The sequence below is a fragment of the Leucobacter weissii genome, from assembly GCF_017565745.1.
Lineage (GTDB): Bacteria > Actinomycetota > Actinomycetes > Actinomycetales > Microbacteriaceae > Leucobacter > Leucobacter weissii.
Genome location: NZ_JAGDYM010000007.1, coordinates 141742 through 156887, shown reverse-complemented (window position 1 = coordinate 156887; position 15146 = coordinate 141742). Strand labels below are relative to the sequence as shown.

Here is a 15146-nt window from a genome sequence, read left to right as displayed (position 1 = left end):
TATTCCTTGGGGGGCAATGCGGGGGCCGGGCACCTATAACACAGGGAAGCTGCCGAATCGTGACGCGCGTTTGAATATTTCTTTGAATCTTTTCGTCGGGTTTGGAATTGTGCGGGGGTGGACGGATACTGGAATGAGGTGAGCAGCCGGTCCGGGGCGACAGATCCTCCCGCACAGTGGACGCGGAACGACTGGTATCGACAACGTGGGGATGTGATTCGTGGTGTTTCTCAACCGCGAAGCCGAGCTGTCTGACAGCGACCTGCTGAACGCGTGCCGCAACGGGGACACGGAGGCGTACGCGGCCCTCTGGGAGCGCCACCACCGCGCCGGACTCGCCGCCGCTCGGAGCATGGCGCCCGGCCTCGACCCGGACGACCTCGTCGCCGAGGCGTTCACCCGCATCCTCGACCTCGTGCGCGACGGTCGCGGCCCGCAGCTCTCCTTCCGGCCGTATCTGTATCGCGTGATCAAGTCGCTCTCCGCCGACTGGTATCGCCGCCCCGAGGACGCGAACGACCAGTTGGACGCGATCCCCGATCTCTCCGAGGCCAACCCCTGGGAGGACGGCGCGTTCGACCGCAACGCCGCCGCACAGGCGTTCGCCTCGCTGAACGAGCGCTGGCAGACCGTGCTGTGGTACACGGAGGTCGAGGGGCTGCCGCCGCGCGAGGTGGCCGCACTCATGGGGCTCTCCGCGAACGGCGTCTCGGCGCTCGCCGCACGGGCCAAGGAGGCCCTGCAGTCGGCCTGGGTGGAAGCGCACGTCGACCGGGAGCTCGCCGACGCCGCCTGCCGCTCGACTCTCGAGCATCTGCAGCGCTACCAGCGCGGAAAGCTGACCGCCGCGCTGAGCCGCGAGGTGGCGGCCCACCTCGATGCCTGTCCGAGCTGCGCGGCGGCGGCCGCCGAGTACTCGTCGCTCAACCGGCAGCTGGCCCTCGTGCTCGCCACCGTCTTCGTCGGCGGCGGCTCCGCCCTCGCGCTGCTCGGCGGGTTCGGGCAGTCCGCACCCGCGATGGCCGCGAGCACCGCCGCAGTCGGCGGCGCGGGCGGGCCCTCCGGTTCCGGGGGCTCTTCCGGCGGCGCCGGAGGATCCGGCGGCGGAGCGGGCGCCGGCGGCGCCGCAGCGGGCGCGGCTTCCGGTCTCGCGGCTCCCCTGGCGATCGCCGCCGCCGCGGTGCTGGCCATCGCGGTCGGAGGTTCCGCGCTGATGCTCCTCAACCCGTCCGAGGCCGCCCCGCCCCCGGGACCGGTCACTCCGAGCAGCAGCGCTGCGGAGACCTTCCGCCCGAACGGCGCCGTCTCGGACGGGCGCGACGGGCGCCGCGATGCCGCGGACGAGCAGGGGGACGACGCCCTCGCCGCCGCGAATCCGGGAGCCGGCGAGCGGCCGGGGCCGGCGGTTCCGGCCGATCGGCCGGACCGGACCGCGCAGCCGGGCGGACCGGACGCGGCGGGCCCGCGCGACCGCGGCGATTCCGCAAGACCGGACCCCGCCCCGAAGCCCGAACCGACGCCGGAGCCGAAACCCGTACCGGAGCCGGAGCCCGAGCCGGAACCGGAGCCCGAACCGGAGCCGGAGCCCGAACCGGAGCCCGGGCCGGTGCTGGACCCCTCCCTGCAGGTCGGGTTCGACTGCTACCTGGCGGGATCGGCCTACATGGGAGTCGCCAACGAGTACGGGGTCATCCGAGCCCGCGTCACTCCCTCCGGAGCCGATCCGATCGAGATGTTCCAGCCGGAGTTCGATCCCGCAAACTGGCCGGACGGCGTCTTCGACGACGGACGCGGCAATACCTTCGCATTCGGTTTCTTCACCGGAACCGACCCGGAGCCGTCGCTGGGCTGGTGGGCCCCTCCGTTCTCCTCGCTGCCGCAGTGGGAGGGCTGGGACAGCCTGGGTCTGCGCATCGAGCTGAGCCTGGTCACGCCCGACGGCCGCACCTCGCCGTGGACGAGCATCAAGGAGCCGGGCACCTCGTCCGCGCAGCTCTGCTGACCCCGGACGAGCCGCCCGTCAGCGGAGCCGCACGGTGCGGCTCGTCGCCGTGCCAGAGGCGTGGCCCGCGCGCTTCGCCGTGACGGTGACGCTGAGCTTCCCGCCGCGCTCGCCCGCCCGCACGGTGAAGGTCTTCGCCGAGCCGCGCGCGCCGCCGACCTTCTTGCCGTTCAATCGCCAGCGGAGGCCGTGCGAGGTCGCCTTCGGCGACCACCTCCCGAGCGAGACGCGGACGGTGGATCCCGCCCGTTTCGCGCCGGTGATCGCCGGACGCTTGGTCGCCCTCAGCTTCGCCCCGACCCCGACCTTCGCCGATGCGGGCGAAACCGAGGTCGCGGCACCCCGGGGGTTCGTCGCGACGACCGTGCAGCGGAGCCGCTTCCCGCGATCCTTCGCCCGCGGCGTGTAGGACGCGGCACGGCCGACGACCTTCGATCCGATGCGCCAGGTCGTCGTGCGCGACGCCGCGTGCGACCAGTGCGCCGAGCAGGTGAGCGCCGATCCGACGCGCGGCGTGCCGCGCACCTTCGCATTCGCGAGCAGGGCCATCGGCGGCACCGGCGTCGAGCGGACGAGGAGCTGCGAGGTGTGGTCGCGCTCACCGGTCCGGTCGTGGGTCCTGATCCAGAAGACGCTCATCTCGCCGCTCGGGCCGAGCACCGTGAGCGGATTCGAGTTCCACCAGGTCGTCGTCGCCCCGTTCTCCGAGATCGGGCCGACGGCTCCGCCCCATCCGCCCCCGCCGAGCACGCGCACGCGCAGTTCCGGCCTCGCCGTGGAGCCGACGGCCCGCGTCGCCCAGGAGAGGGCCGCGTCACCGCCCGGGCCCGCCGCCAACGACCACTGGAACTCCGCCGCCTGGTTCGCGCCGACCACGCTGCCGGCCGCCGACCAGGCGCTCGCCGAGGAGAGTCTCGTCGTCGACTTGACCGACAGGCCTGCGTCGAGGGACTCCTGCCACGCGAGGATCGCGGTCCCGCTCCCGGTCACCCCCGATTGGAGCACGCGGCTCGGCGTGGCCGAGACCGTCTCGGCGGCGCTCCACGACGCACCGGTCTTCGCCAGCGTCCGCGCCGTGATGCCGCCCGGGCCGCTCACCGGCGCCCAGGCGACGACCATGCGGCCGCCCCGGCCGATCGCCTGGGTGAGGTGCTGATTCGCGCCGAGATCCTTCGCGAGGGTCGCGACCGGGCTCCAGGCACCCGAGCGGCCGTTCGTCGTGCTGACATGCACATTCTGTTTGAAGCGCCCGGTCTCGGTGGTCCACACGAGCGCGAGGTGCCCGTCGCCCGAGGTCCGCACCTGCACCTCGTGCACCGATGAGCCCTTCGGGGAGATCCGCTTCGCCGACCTCCACTCGCTCTTCGCACCCGCCGGGCGGAAGAACGAGTTCAGCTGATTCGCCCCCTCCCAGCTGGCACCGATCGCGGTCACCGCACCGTTCGGCGCGACCGTGACGCCGGTCACGTTTCGCGAACCGATCTCGTGCGGGTCCGTCCACGACCTCGTGCCGCCCGGGCGCACGCTCGCGTAGAAGCCGCTGTAGGTGTTCCACGAGACCGCGATCGTGCCGTCGGCACCGACCGAGACGCGCGGCGCCCAGGCCGTCTTCACCGTGTACTTGCCGTTCCCCAGCGGCCACCTGCTCAGCTGGCGCGGGGCTCCCCACTTCGCACGGCCGGGCTCGCGCACCGAGACGTAGACGCCCCCGCCGTTGGCCTCCTGCCAGACGACGGCGGCGGTGCCGTCGGCGCCGATCGCCGCCTCGTGCTGGCCGGAGGCGTAGATGGACCCCGTGCGCTCGGCGATCCGCTGCGCCGGCTCCAGCTGCGCCGCATCCGGTGCCGCATGCGCGGCGGGTGCGGTCGCCGGGAGCGCCGCGGTCAGGGCGACCGCGAGCGCGAGAGCGCCGGCGCCCAGGACCCGCAGGCTTCGAAGCGCGACCCGGTTCTGCTCGTTCATGATGGATGACGTCCCTGTCTCGATGATCCGGATCTTGGCGCGACCCCTTCAGAGTAGGCGAGCGCACGGCGCAGGGTCAATCATGATCTGAGGACGGTCCCCGACGCGCCGTCCCCCCGCTCGCGATGGCCGGAGTCTTCCGGGCCGGCTGAACCCGGCGCCGGCGTCCTTCGGGTTCCCCCGTCCCCGACGACTGACGCCCCCGACGACTGCCGGATCACGCCTGGTTCGGCAGGCCGAAGCTCCGATCCACCCCCGTGGCGATCCACGCGGCGGTGAGCAGCAGCACCCGGCAGATGAAGTTGAACCAGATCAGTATGCCGATCAGCACGGCGAAGGAGGCGAGCAGCGGATTGTTGCCGGCGCCGCCGAGCAGCGCGGTGCCGAGCACCTTCAGCGCCAGCAGCGCCAGGCCGCCGAGCAGGCAGCCGGACAGCAGCTTCCGCCAGGGCACCCGCACCTCGGCGAGATAGCGGTGCATGGCGACGAGCACGATCACGTCGAAGAGGGTCATGGTGCCGTAGCGCAGGAGCGTGCCGAGCGTGCCGAGGAACCAGCTCTCAGGGTCCCAGCCCAGCCACGAGAACATCACGTCGGTGACGTTCGAGCTGAGCACCGTGAGTGCCGCGGAGACGATGATGGCGGCGAAGAACGCGATCGCGAGCACGAAATCCCGCAGCTTCAGCAGCGCGGCGTTGCGGTACTGCTTCACGTCGAGGCCGAAGATGATCCGGATCGCCCGCCGCGTGCCGGTGAACCAGTTCAGCGCCACCCACAGCAGCGCGAGCCCGGCGACGAAGCTCGTCCAATCCAGACTGCGCGCCTCGAGCAGCGTTCCCAGCTCCACCACGCCGTCCTCGCCGAGCAGGCCGGGCACGAAGGCATTGATCTGATCGACGAGCGTCTGCAGCAGCTCCGGCCGACTCCGCAGCGATATCCCGGCCACGCCGAAGCCGACCCAGAGACCGGCGAACACCGCGAAGAGCGCCTGGTAGCTCATCCCGGCGGAGAGCACGCTGCCGCCCATGTCGGTGAAATGCGAGAACGTGCGCCAGGGCCGGGTGCGCTGGGCCCACTGCCAGAGCCGACGACCTCGGTCGAGGAGGCCGGCCCGGGTCGGAACCGCCGGGGCCTCGCCGGGCCGGTCGGCGGGCTCTTGGCCGATGATCATGGCGACCAGCCTAGCGACGGAACCGCTCCGGTGGGCGCGGAGGGGCGGCTCGACCGCAGCGTGCACGCGCACAGCGCTCCGTGCGGGGCCGGCGAGCAACGGTCGGATCCTTGCACGGTTCCTGCAAGATGAGTGTCGAGAGTCGGTAACGCTGCACTGACCGGTTCCGCCGTGAATGTCGGCGGTGGGGTGTGTACTGGTGGCATGAACGATCAGCAGCACCTCGATTCCGCGGATCGCCCGGCGGGCAGGGACGCCGGTGTGCTGGGCGCAGACCCCGGTGCGGTGGGCGCGGACCCCGGTGTTTCAGAGCATCCTGATGAGGACCTGCTGGTCTGGTTGGAGCGCATCGAAGTGCGGCGGCGCGAGCTCGACGCGACCCGGCTGATGCTGATCGCCGCCGCGCTCGATCAGGCCACCTCCGGAGCATCCGAATTCGCGTACCGGTCCCTGCGTGCAGAGCTCGCGGCTAACACCACGGGCGGAGGCACTGCGTCGGATGAGATCGTGGCCGAGGCGGGAACCCGGGAAGTGGTGACCACCCACCCGAGCACTGCGAGCAGTCCGGCGGACCCCCAAGCGCGAGAGCAAGGTGCACTTCCCGCTGCCCTCGGAACCCGACTCTCCGTGGTAGCTCCGCTACTTGACCTTGCCGCTGCGGATCGCCGACTTCACCTCGGCGATCGCCTTCGTCACCTGGATGCCGCGAGGGCAGGCGTCGGTGCAGTTGAAGGTGGTGCGGCAGCGCCACACGCCCTCCGTGTCGTTGAGGATGTCGAGACGCACCTCCGCCTGATCGTCACGGGAATCGAAGATGAAGCGGTGCGCGTTCACGATCGCCGCCGGGCCGAAGTACTGCCCGTCGGTCCAGAAGACCGGGCACGACGTGGTGCAGGCCGCGCAGAGGATGCACTTGGTCGTGTCGTCGAAGCGCTCGCGATCCTCGATCGACTGGACCCGCTCCTTGCCGGGCTCCGGCTCGGATCCGGCCACCAGGAACGGGTTCACGGCGCGGTAGGCGGCGAAGAACGGCTCCATGTCGACGATGAGGTCCTTCTCGAGCGGCAGGCCCTTGATCGCCTCGACGTAGATCGGCTTCGAGATGTCGAGGTCCTTGATCAGCGTCTTGCACGCCAGCCGGTTGCGCCCGTTGATGCGCATCGCATCCGAGCCGCAGATGCCGTGCGCGCAGGAGCGGCGGAACGTCAGGGTGCCGTCCTGATCCCACTTGATCCGGTGCAGCGCGTCGAGCACGCGATCGGTGGGATACATGGGCACGTCGAAATCCTCCCAGTACGCGTCGCGCCCCGACTCCGGGTCGTAGCGGCGCACCAGCAGGGTGACGTTGAACGGCTGCAGGCCCGCCTCTTCGGCGGGGGTTCCGGGAGCCTCGGAGACGACGGTGCTCATTAGTACTTCCTCTCCATCGGCGGGTAGTTCAACTCGCCCTGCTCGTTCCTCGTGAACACGACGGGCTTCCAATCCAGGCGGATGTGGTCTTCCGGGTTGGGCGAGTGCGGATCGCCCGTGAGATAGGCCATCGTGTGCTGCATGTAGTTCTCGTCGTCGCGATTCGGATAGTCGTCGCGCATGTGCCCGCCGCGGCTCTCCTTGCGGTTGCGGGCCGCATAGGCGAGCACCTCGGCGAGGTCGAGCAGGAAGCCGAGCTCGATCGCCTCGAGCAGATCGGAGTTGTAGCGGCGGCCGCGATCCTGGATCCCGATGTTCTGGAAGCGTACGCGCAGGTCGTGGATCACTCCGAGCACTTCGGTCAGCGACTCCTCGGTGCGGAACACCTGCGCGCCGCGATCCATCGCCTCCTGCAGATCCTTGCGGATGTCCGCGATGCGCTCGGTGCCGGAGCTCTCGCGCATCCGCTCGACCAGCTCGCGGATCTCCCGCGCCGGATCGTCCGGCAGCGGCACGAACTCGGCGGTGACGGCGTAGTCGGCGGCGTTGTTGCCGCTGCGCTTGCCGAACACGTTGATGTCGAGCAGCGAGTTGGTGCCGAGGCGGTTCGAACCGTGCACCGACACGCAGGCGCACTCGCCGGCGGCGTAGAGGCCGGGCACCACCGTGGTGTTGTCCGAGAGCACCTCGGCGTCGTTGTTGGTCGGGATGCCGCCCATGGCGTAGTGCGCGGTGGGGAACACCGGCACCGGCTCGGTCACGGGATCCACCCCGAGATAGGTGCGCGCGAACTCCGTGATGTCGGGCAGCTTGGTCTCGAGCACCTCGGCGCCGAGGTGCGTGCAGTCGAGGTAGACGTAGTCCTTGTGGGGCCCGGCGCCGCGGCCGTCGAGCACCTCCTGCACCATGCAGCGGGCGACGATGTCGCGCGGCGCGAGATCCTTGATCGTCGGCGCGTACCGTTCCATGAAGCGCTCGCCGGAGGCGTTGCGCAGGATCGCGCCCTCCCCGCGGGCGCCCTCGGTGAGCAGGATCCCGAGCCCCGCGAGGCCGGTCGGGTGGAACTGGTAGAACTCGATGTCCTCGAGCGGCAGGCCCTTGCGCCAGACGATGGCCACGCCGTCGCCCGTCAGCGTGTGCGCGTTCGAGGTGGTCTTGAACACCTTGCCGAAGCCGCCGGTCGCGAACACGATCGACTTCGCCTGGAACACGTGCAGCTCGCCCGTGGCGAGCTCGTAGGCGACGACGCCCGAGGGCTTGCGATCCGCGCCCTCGCCCGTCATCACCAGGTCGAGCACGTAGAACTCGTTGAAGAAGTTGACCCCCAGCTTCACGCAGTTCTGGAACAGGGTCTGCAGGATCATGTGCCCCGTGCGGTCGGCCGCGTAGCAGGCGCGGCGCACCGGGGCCTTGCCGTGGTCGCGGGTGTGCCCGCCGAAGCGGCGCTGATCGATCCGGCCCTCGGGGGTGCGGTTGAAGGGCAGGCCCATGTTCTCGAGGTCGATGACGGCGTCGATGGCCTCCTTCGCGAGGATCTCCGCCGCGTCCTGATCGACGAGGTAGTCGCCGCCCTTGACCGTGTCGAAGGTGTGCCACTCCCAGTTGTCGTCCTCGACGTTCGCGAGCGCCGCCGCCATGCCGCCCTGCGCCGCCCCCGTATGCGAACGCGTCGGGTAGAGCTTCGTGATGACCGCGGTCCTCGCCTTCGGCGCCGCCTCGATCGCGGCGCGCATGCCGGCGCCGCCGGCGCCGACGATGACGACGTCGAACTGGTGGTAGGTGACGCCGTCCTTGACGGTCACCTCCTCGCCCTCATGGGTGTTGGTGGTCACAGTGTTCCTATCTCGGTTCAGTCTTGGCGGGCTCGCGCGACGGACTCACTCGGCGCGGGTCACGCGGTGCAGAAGGAGGCGAGCAGTTCGGGGTCGGCGCCCGCGGGGCAGGGCTCGAAGGTGAAGATCACGAGGGTGCCCAGCAGGATCAGCAGCGCCGCCGCGAGGAACAGGGCCGTCTTGAGCCCCTTGGCGAGGCCCGGCCGTTCGACGTAGTCGTTGACGATGGTGCGCATGCCGTTGGCGCCGTGGATCAGTGCGAGCCAGAGCAGCAGCAGATCCCAGACCTTCCAGAACGGGTTCGCCAGCTTGCCTCCGACGAAGCCGAAATCGATCGCCGAAATGCCGTCGCCGACCATCAGGTTCGAGAACAGGTGGCCGAAGATGAGCACCACCAGCAGCACGCCGGAGGCGCGCATGTAGATCCAGCCCCACTTCTCCCAGTTGATGCGCTTCTTCTTATTCGGATTCCCGGGAGCGGAGGCCTTCGCGCGGGGAGCGTCGATCGTCGTCATAGCGGTCACTCCCCTCAGTGCGAGAACACGTTGATCAGGTGACGCGGCGTGAAGCCGAGCATCACGACTACCCACAGCGCGATCACGATCCAGAACATGGTGCGCTGGTACTTGGTGCCCTTGCTCCAGTAGTCGACCAGGATGATGCGCAGGCCGTTCAGTGCGTGAAAGGCGATCGCGCCGACCAGCCCGACCTCCCCGATGCCCATGATCGGGGTCTTGTAGGCGCCGATGACCGCGTTGTAGGCCTCGGGGCTCACCCGGATGAGCGCCGTGTCGAGCACATGCACCAGCAGGAAGAAGAAGATGGCCACGCCGGTGATGCGGTGCAGCACCCACGACCACATCCCCTCGGCGCCGCGGTAGAGCGTGCCCCCGGGGCGACGCTTCTTCGTGGCCGCGGGCTGCGCCTCGGCGACTGGGGCTGACACGGATCGTCCTCCTTGGGTCGGGTTGCACCGGGCAGGCCGGTATCCGATGCGGAACGCCTAGCGCGAGGATGGCACCCCGTGGCTGAGAACATGCCGCGAACCCATTATGGCACCATTCTGCGGTCGTCCTGACATCAGTGCGCACCACCATTCATCGGATGAAACCATGGTTGAACTGGCATCGAGGGGCGGTGCGCGGGCGACGCGACGCCGGGAGGCCGTCCGCAACTGATCTCGAAATCATAGAGAGGAATCGCGGGGAGCGCCTGCCTGCTATCAGGGAGGATCGCTACGGTGTAACTTTGTTACCGGCGCAGAGATTCGGCGATACCCGTTCCCCGGCCTCGTGCACCGCCCCAGTCGTCTGCAAAGGAGTTACATGGTCGAGAGCGCGCGATCCGCCGTCGCGGGCGCTGACGGGCAGCGAGGCCAGCGTCTGCCGCCCGGGCCGCGCGTGCTCTCCCGCGAGGTGATCGACGCCCACCAGCGCAACCGGATCCTCGACGCCATGCTCGAGTTGATCATCGACCAGGGCTATGAGGCGAGCTCCGTCTCCCGCGTCTCGAAGCACGCGGGCGTCTCCACCGCGACGTTCTACCAGCTGTTCGGCAATCGGGCCGACGCGTTCTGGCAGATGTACGACATGGCGCTCGAGTCTCTGCTGCGACCGGCGCTCGACATCTGGGAGGAGTCGGAGGCCTCCGTCGACGGGTCGACGCGGCTTCGCGCCAGCCTCAGCACCCTGCTCTCCACCATGGCGGCGAAGCCGGATCTGGCCCGCGTGGTGATCGCCGAGGCCGCTTGGCTCGGCCCCGAGGTCTTCGAGCGTCGGGAGCAGCAGCTTCGCCCGCTCGCCGAGCGGATCGAGCACGCCATCGGCGATCAGAACGGCAGCAGTTCACCCTTCGCGGCCCGAGCCATCGTGGCAGCCGCCTGGGAGATGATCGAGGAGCACGTCGCCGCGGGCACCGTCTCGAAACTGCCGGAGCTCACCGACGACCTGTACGACGTGGGACGCGCGGTGTTCGATCACACGGGCCAGGACTCCTCCGGCCGGATCAGCGCGGGGGCGCTGGCCAGGTATCAGCGCGTGCTCGATCAGGTGTACGGGGCGAGCCGCGAGCTCATCCTCGCGGCGCCGAGCTGGCAGGCCGGGCTCTACGCGTCGCTCCGCGGCTGCTACACACAGATGCGATCCCACCCCGAATCGCTGTGGCTGCACTTCATCGAGACGGATCAGGAGGAGACCGTCGCGGTGCGCTCGGCCCACAGCGCGAGGCTGCTCACCCTGCTCCACGAGCTGCGCGAGGACGCCCCCTCGAAGCAGGAGGGCAGCGACCTGCTGAAGCAGATCCACGGCGCGATGCGCGAGTCGATCCTGCAGAACGGCGATGCCATCGATCTGGACGCGGCCGAGGGGACCTTCGCCCACCTGCTCTTCCACCACGAATCGCAGGTCGAGGGAGATCCCGCGGCCGCTCGCACCGGCACCGGCGCGCAGCGCGCGGACGGCGAGTAGCGCGGCGGACCCGACGCGCGTTCCCCCGCGCCTCAGCCGCGCTCGTCGTCCCGCGGCTCAGCCGCGCTCGTCATCGAAGACACGGCGGGAGAGCGCTTGCACGTCGCGGTCGAGGTGGGTCAGCTTGTCCTCGACCCGACCGATCTTCGCGTCCATCGCTTCGAACCGCGCGTCCATCGCCTCAAACCGTGCGTCGAACTTCGCATCCATCGCTTCGAATCGCAGGTCGACCGCTTCGAACTTCGCGTTCATCTCGCCGCGCAGGCCGTCGATGCGGGCGCCCAGGCTCTTCTCCACGCCCTCCATCGAGACCTTGATGATGCGCCCGAGCAGCGTGGTCGACAGCGTCATGGCACCGAGCATCACGACGGCGAACACGCCGATCAGCGTCCACACCTGGGGTTCGTTCAAGGTGTCCATCTCCTCAGTATCACAGCTTCGCCGAGTATCCAGAAGAGGGTTCTCCGGAACTCACGGGTCCAGTGTGCCCGCGGCCCGGGGGCGCCGAGGCGCTCACCCCGTATCTGTGGATGACTCGGGAGGCGGGCGCCTGGGTCACAGGCTGTGAGGGGCGGAACGGACGGGGAGGCAGGCACGCCGCACCCCAGCAGGCGGCCTGCGGGATCGGCAGCGGGTCATGGGACGGGTCAGGCGCCGCAGTAGCCCTCGACATAGTGCTCCGGTGCGCAACGGATCTGCGGCAGCCACTCGGCGCGAGTCTGCTCCTGATACGCCTGCCACGCCCAGTCGGGCTTCTCGGCCGCGGCGACCTTCTCGAGCTGGTCGCCGTGCTCCTCCTGCGCCTGCTCGAAGGTCAGATCCCGGCGAGGCGTGATGCCGTCGACGCGCACGACGGCCCAGCCCTCCTCGATCCGCGTCACCTCGCCGAGCACCCCCGTCTCCGCGGCGAACACCAGTTGCCCGAGCCCGGACGAGAGTTCGCTGAAGCGCAGGCCGCTGTGGTCGCCGCTCGCCGGGTCCGCCTCTTTCGACAGCTCCTTCGGGAGGTCTGCGGCGACCGTCTCGAACGAGTCGCCGGCCTCGATGCGCTGCCTCGCCTCCGTCGCGGCCTCTTCGGTGTCGGCGACGATGTAGCCCGCATCCCTGGTCTCGGGCTCGGCGACGAACGCGCCCGGGTTCTCGTCGTAGTAGCGACGCTGCTCCGCTTCGGTAGCGGAAGATGTGTCGGTGTCGGATTTGACCTTCGCCCTAACGGCTTCTTCGAGCAGCGACTCGCGCAACCGTTGACGCACGTCGGTATCGGTGATGCCCGCGGCACTCTCCAGAGTGCCGAGTTGATCCTCTCCGCCGATGACCGTGGTGAACTGCTCGACCCGGGCGTCGAAGGCCGCCTCGTCAACCTCGACATCCAGCGCAGAAGCCGAGGCCTCGGTCAGGCGCGCAGAGAGCAGCTGCGCGAGGGTGTCGTCGTGCAAGCCGCTCGCGGCGCTGGTGCAGGCATCGCGCAGCTGCTCGTCGGAGGCGGCAGCCAGCGTCTCCTCCGATGCGTACTCGCGCACCCAGGATGCGCAGACCTCTGGGTCCTCTTGGAGCGGGACGAGATGCAGATCGGCTTTCTGGAACCCCTGCGCGCCCACGAGCGCGATGGTCCGCTGATACCGCACCAGGCGCTGCTGGATCTCGAATTGCTCCTGGGTGATGTCGGTGTCGCCCACCCGCGCGGCCACCCCCTCGGGCAGCGCGTTCGCGCTCGCGACCAGGTGGCTCGTCAACGCCCAGCCCCCCACGACGACAGCGACCGCGACGACGATCACGACGATGCGCCACCGCCCCAGCCGGGCGAACCAGCCCCGCCCGGAACCTGAACCCGCACGCTCCCCTGAACCCGCACCGTCCTCTGAGCTTGTCGAAGGGGACAGCGCCAACGACGAAGCGGACGCAGCCGATGACTCGCTATCGCTCTCGGCGTTCTCTGAGGCATCAGAGCCTTCTGAAGTCTCACTCATCGTCTCAACTCACCTTCCTCCAGACGGTAACGGGCGAGGGGCCGGATCACGGTTCTCATCCCTCCGGAGCGTCCTGGCGACGCGGCCACCGAGTGTGCCACGCCGCCAGACCGCTCAAGTGACAAGAACCGCAATCCGGCCCCTCACCCTCAGCGAAGCCGTCCCCCCGCTACTTCGTGACCTTCACCTTCACAGTGCGCTTCACGGTCTTGCCTGCGATCTTGGCCGACACGGTCACCTTGTGAGTGCCGAGCTTGGCCTTCTTGCCGACCTTCAGCTTCACCTTCGCGGTCACGGCCTTGCCTGCCTTGACGGCCTTCAGCGACGCCGTCTTCTTGCCGGTCACCCGCAGCTTCGACGGGGTCTTCGCCTTCAGCGTCGACTTCGCCACGGTCGTGCTGGTGCCATTGACCACGATGAACGGCAGCGACGCGGTCTTGCCCCGCTTCACCGTGACCGTCGACTGCGCCGCAGCGAACGCGACCACGCCGGGCGAGGCGGAATCGCCTTTGTCACCTTTGTCACCCTTATCGCCCTTCTCGCCGGGAAGGTTGCCGGGCAACTCGGTGCCGTAGCCCTCGAGCCTGAAGGTGAGCGTCTCGCCCTCCACCGTCTTCACGACCAGCGCTGCCTTTCGCGTGCCCAGCTGCGATGGGGTAAACCGTATCGATATCGGGAGGCTTGCGCCCGCGTTCAGGGTGTAGGGCAGGTCATAGACGTGGAGCTGGGGGATGGAGAAGTCGTCCCCCGCTAGCTCGGCACTGCTCGCGGTGCTGTCGGTGGAGATCTTGATGCTGGCGATCGTAGCGGTGCCACCGGAGGCCGAAACCCTCACGACCTTCGAGCCGCTCGCCGTGCCGAGCGGCTGCGTCAAGAATGAGAGGATACCGTTGGCGTCGTCCCCCTGTGCCCGCCGCAGCACCGAGTCGACAAAAGCGATCTGCTGAGCACCCGAAGGCCCTGTCGCCAGAGCGGTCACACCCGTGATGTTGCCCACCTGCTGCGGGGTCTCGGTCCGGGGCTGTCCCGACGTGCCCGGAGCGCCGGTGTAGGGCAACGCATACTCCGCGGGAGCAGAGGAGGCATAGCTGCCGGTGTTGAAGAGGCCGCCGTCGAGGGTGCCCCAGCCGTACACCAGACCCGTCGTCGTGCGGGCGAGCACCGTATTATTGTTGATGACGATCTGAGCGAACGGCGGATGCGTCGCGGCCGGAGTGCCTGCGGCGGGTGCGGTCGGCGTCAGCACGTTGTCGGTCGAGCCGGAGCTGAGCCCCAACGCCCCTCGGCTGGCCCGGCCCCAGGCCAGATGGGTGCCGTCGGAGAGCAAGGCGAGGCTCGCCCAGGCGCCGGCGGCGATGCCGGTGACCGTGACGCCGCTCGGCAGATCGGCGGGGGCGAGCACCACGACCGGTTCGATGACGGCCGTGGTGCTGCCGTCGCCGATCTGCCCGTAGTCGTTCGCACCCCAGGCGGCGACGCTGCCGTCGTCGAGCCGCACCAATGCCTGTTCATATCCGTCGACGACCTCTACCGCCGTGCGGCCCTCGGGCAGGCGCACCTGCACGGGGGTGCCGGTGTTGCCTGCCGCGGCGGCCTCAGCGTTGCCGAGCAGCCAACCGGAACCCCACGCCCACAGCGTGCCGTCGGACTTGATCGCGAAGCTGGCACCGCCCGCGGCGATTGACGTGACCCCATCAATGCCCTCGACCTTCGTCGGCGTGTAGCGCGGCTCACCGACCGTGCCGCCGGCAGTGCCGTCGCCGTTCGCGCCCCACGCCCAAACGGTGCCATCCTCGCGCAGCAGCAACGACTGCCCGTTCGTCCCTTGAGCGATAGCCGACACGTCTGCGGTGTTCGGAATCAGGGTGGGATCGGCGGCCGGCGAGGACTGTCCGAGCCCCGAGTATTGGTTCGGCGCGACGGTGTAGACGCCTTCCGGGGCGAGCAGCAGCGATCTGCTGCTTCCGACCGCTGCGGTAGTCACAGAAGACTCCGCACCACCGAGGTTCAGTGGGGTCTTGGTGACGGTCACGTTCGCGCTGAGCGAGGCGCCGAGGTTCGCCTTGTTTCCCCAGCCGGAGAGCGTCTTGGTGCTCGTGTCGTCGGCGCCGGCGGGCGTGACGGCGAGCGGCGCGACCAGTGCTCCGGCGGTGAGAGCGAGGGCGGTGAGCAGACCCGCGGCGCGGCGCGGCTGTTTCTGGAGTATCGGCATCGGGTTGGATCCTTTCGGGTTGGGGTTTCTCGGGGATGGATCAGTTATTGAGGCTGAGTGCCGCAGCATCTCCGAACCATGAGAACGCGCGGGTTTCTCAGGGCACGCAGATCCTGCGACGCGGC

At 69.3% G+C, this 15146-nt stretch carries 11 protein-coding genes; 2 read left to right on the top strand and 9 right to left on the bottom strand.

Annotation, left to right across the window (positions count from 1 at the left end):
* Nucleotides 1-220: 220 nt before the first annotated feature.
* On the top strand, nt 221-2002 hold the full coding sequence (locus tag J4H92_RS06930) for a sigma-70 family RNA polymerase sigma factor (protein ID WP_208097452.1): 1782 nt from the start codon (nt 221-223) through the stop codon (nt 2000-2002).
* Nucleotides 2003-2020: 18 nt separating this feature from the next.
* Here the strand turns inward: J4H92_RS06930 and J4H92_RS06925 are convergent, their stop codons facing one another.
* From J4H92_RS06925 to sdhC, 6 genes are all read right to left on the bottom strand, one after another.
* Nucleotides 2021-3964 (bottom strand): hypothetical protein, encoded by a 1944-nt coding sequence (locus tag J4H92_RS06925; protein WP_208097451.1) that lies wholly within the window; start codon nt 3962-3964, stop codon nt 2021-2023.
* Nucleotides 3965-4181: 217 nt separating this feature from the next.
* Nucleotides 4182-5135: a YihY/virulence factor BrkB family protein gene (locus J4H92_RS06920; protein ID WP_208097450.1), complete on the bottom strand. Its 954-nt coding sequence runs from the start codon at nt 5133-5135 to the stop codon at nt 4182-4184.
* Nucleotides 5136-5774: 639 nt separating this feature from the next.
* Nucleotides 5775-6545, bottom strand: a complete 771-nt coding sequence (locus J4H92_RS06915) for a succinate dehydrogenase iron-sulfur subunit (RefSeq protein WP_208097449.1) — start codon at nt 6543-6545, stop codon at nt 5775-5777.
* On the bottom strand, nt 6545-8377 hold the full coding sequence (gene sdhA / locus J4H92_RS06910; protein WP_208097448.1) for a succinate dehydrogenase flavoprotein subunit: 1833 nt from the start codon (nt 8375-8377) through the stop codon (nt 6545-6547). The genes J4H92_RS06915 and sdhA overlap by 1 nt, the downstream gene beginning before the upstream one ends.
* A 59-nt stretch (nt 8378-8436) precedes the next feature.
* Nucleotides 8437-8892 carry a succinate dehydrogenase hydrophobic membrane anchor subunit gene (locus J4H92_RS06905; protein WP_208097447.1) on the bottom strand — a complete coding sequence of 152 codons (456 nt, stop codon included), beginning with the start codon at nt 8890-8892 and terminating at the stop codon, nt 8437-8439.
* 14 nt (nt 8893-8906) lie between these two features.
* Complete coding sequence (sdhC, locus tag J4H92_RS06900) at nt 8907-9323, bottom strand: succinate dehydrogenase, cytochrome b556 subunit (protein WP_208097446.1); 417 nt, start codon at nt 9321-9323, stop codon at nt 8907-8909.
* 379 nt (nt 9324-9702) lie between these two features.
* Between sdhC and J4H92_RS06895 the strand changes: the two genes are divergently transcribed.
* On the top strand, nt 9703-10842 hold the full coding sequence (locus J4H92_RS06895; RefSeq protein ID WP_208097445.1) for a TetR/AcrR family transcriptional regulator: 1140 nt from the start codon (nt 9703-9705) through the stop codon (nt 10840-10842).
* Nucleotides 10843-10899: 57 nt separating this feature from the next.
* Here J4H92_RS06895 and J4H92_RS06890 read toward each other — a convergent pair whose 3' ends face one another.
* The 3 genes from J4H92_RS06890 to J4H92_RS06880 all read right to left on the bottom strand — a co-directional run bounded on the left by J4H92_RS06890 (nt 10900) and on the right by J4H92_RS06880 (nt 15021).
* The gene (locus J4H92_RS06890) at nt 10900-11262 is read right to left on the bottom strand and encodes a hypothetical protein (RefSeq protein ID WP_208097444.1); all 363 of its coding nucleotides are present in this window, start codon (nt 11260-11262) and stop codon (nt 10900-10902) included.
* 227 nt (nt 11263-11489) lie between these two features.
* On the bottom strand, nt 11490-12617 hold the full coding sequence (locus J4H92_RS06885; protein ID WP_208097443.1) for a peptidyl-prolyl cis-trans isomerase: 1128 nt from the start codon (nt 12615-12617) through the stop codon (nt 11490-11492).
* Nucleotides 12618-12978: 361 nt separating this feature from the next.
* Nucleotides 12979-15021: an RCC1 domain-containing protein gene (locus tag J4H92_RS06880; RefSeq protein ID WP_208097442.1), complete on the bottom strand. Its 2043-nt coding sequence runs from the start codon at nt 15019-15021 to the stop codon at nt 12979-12981.
* Nucleotides 15022-15146 lie beyond the last annotated feature (125 nt).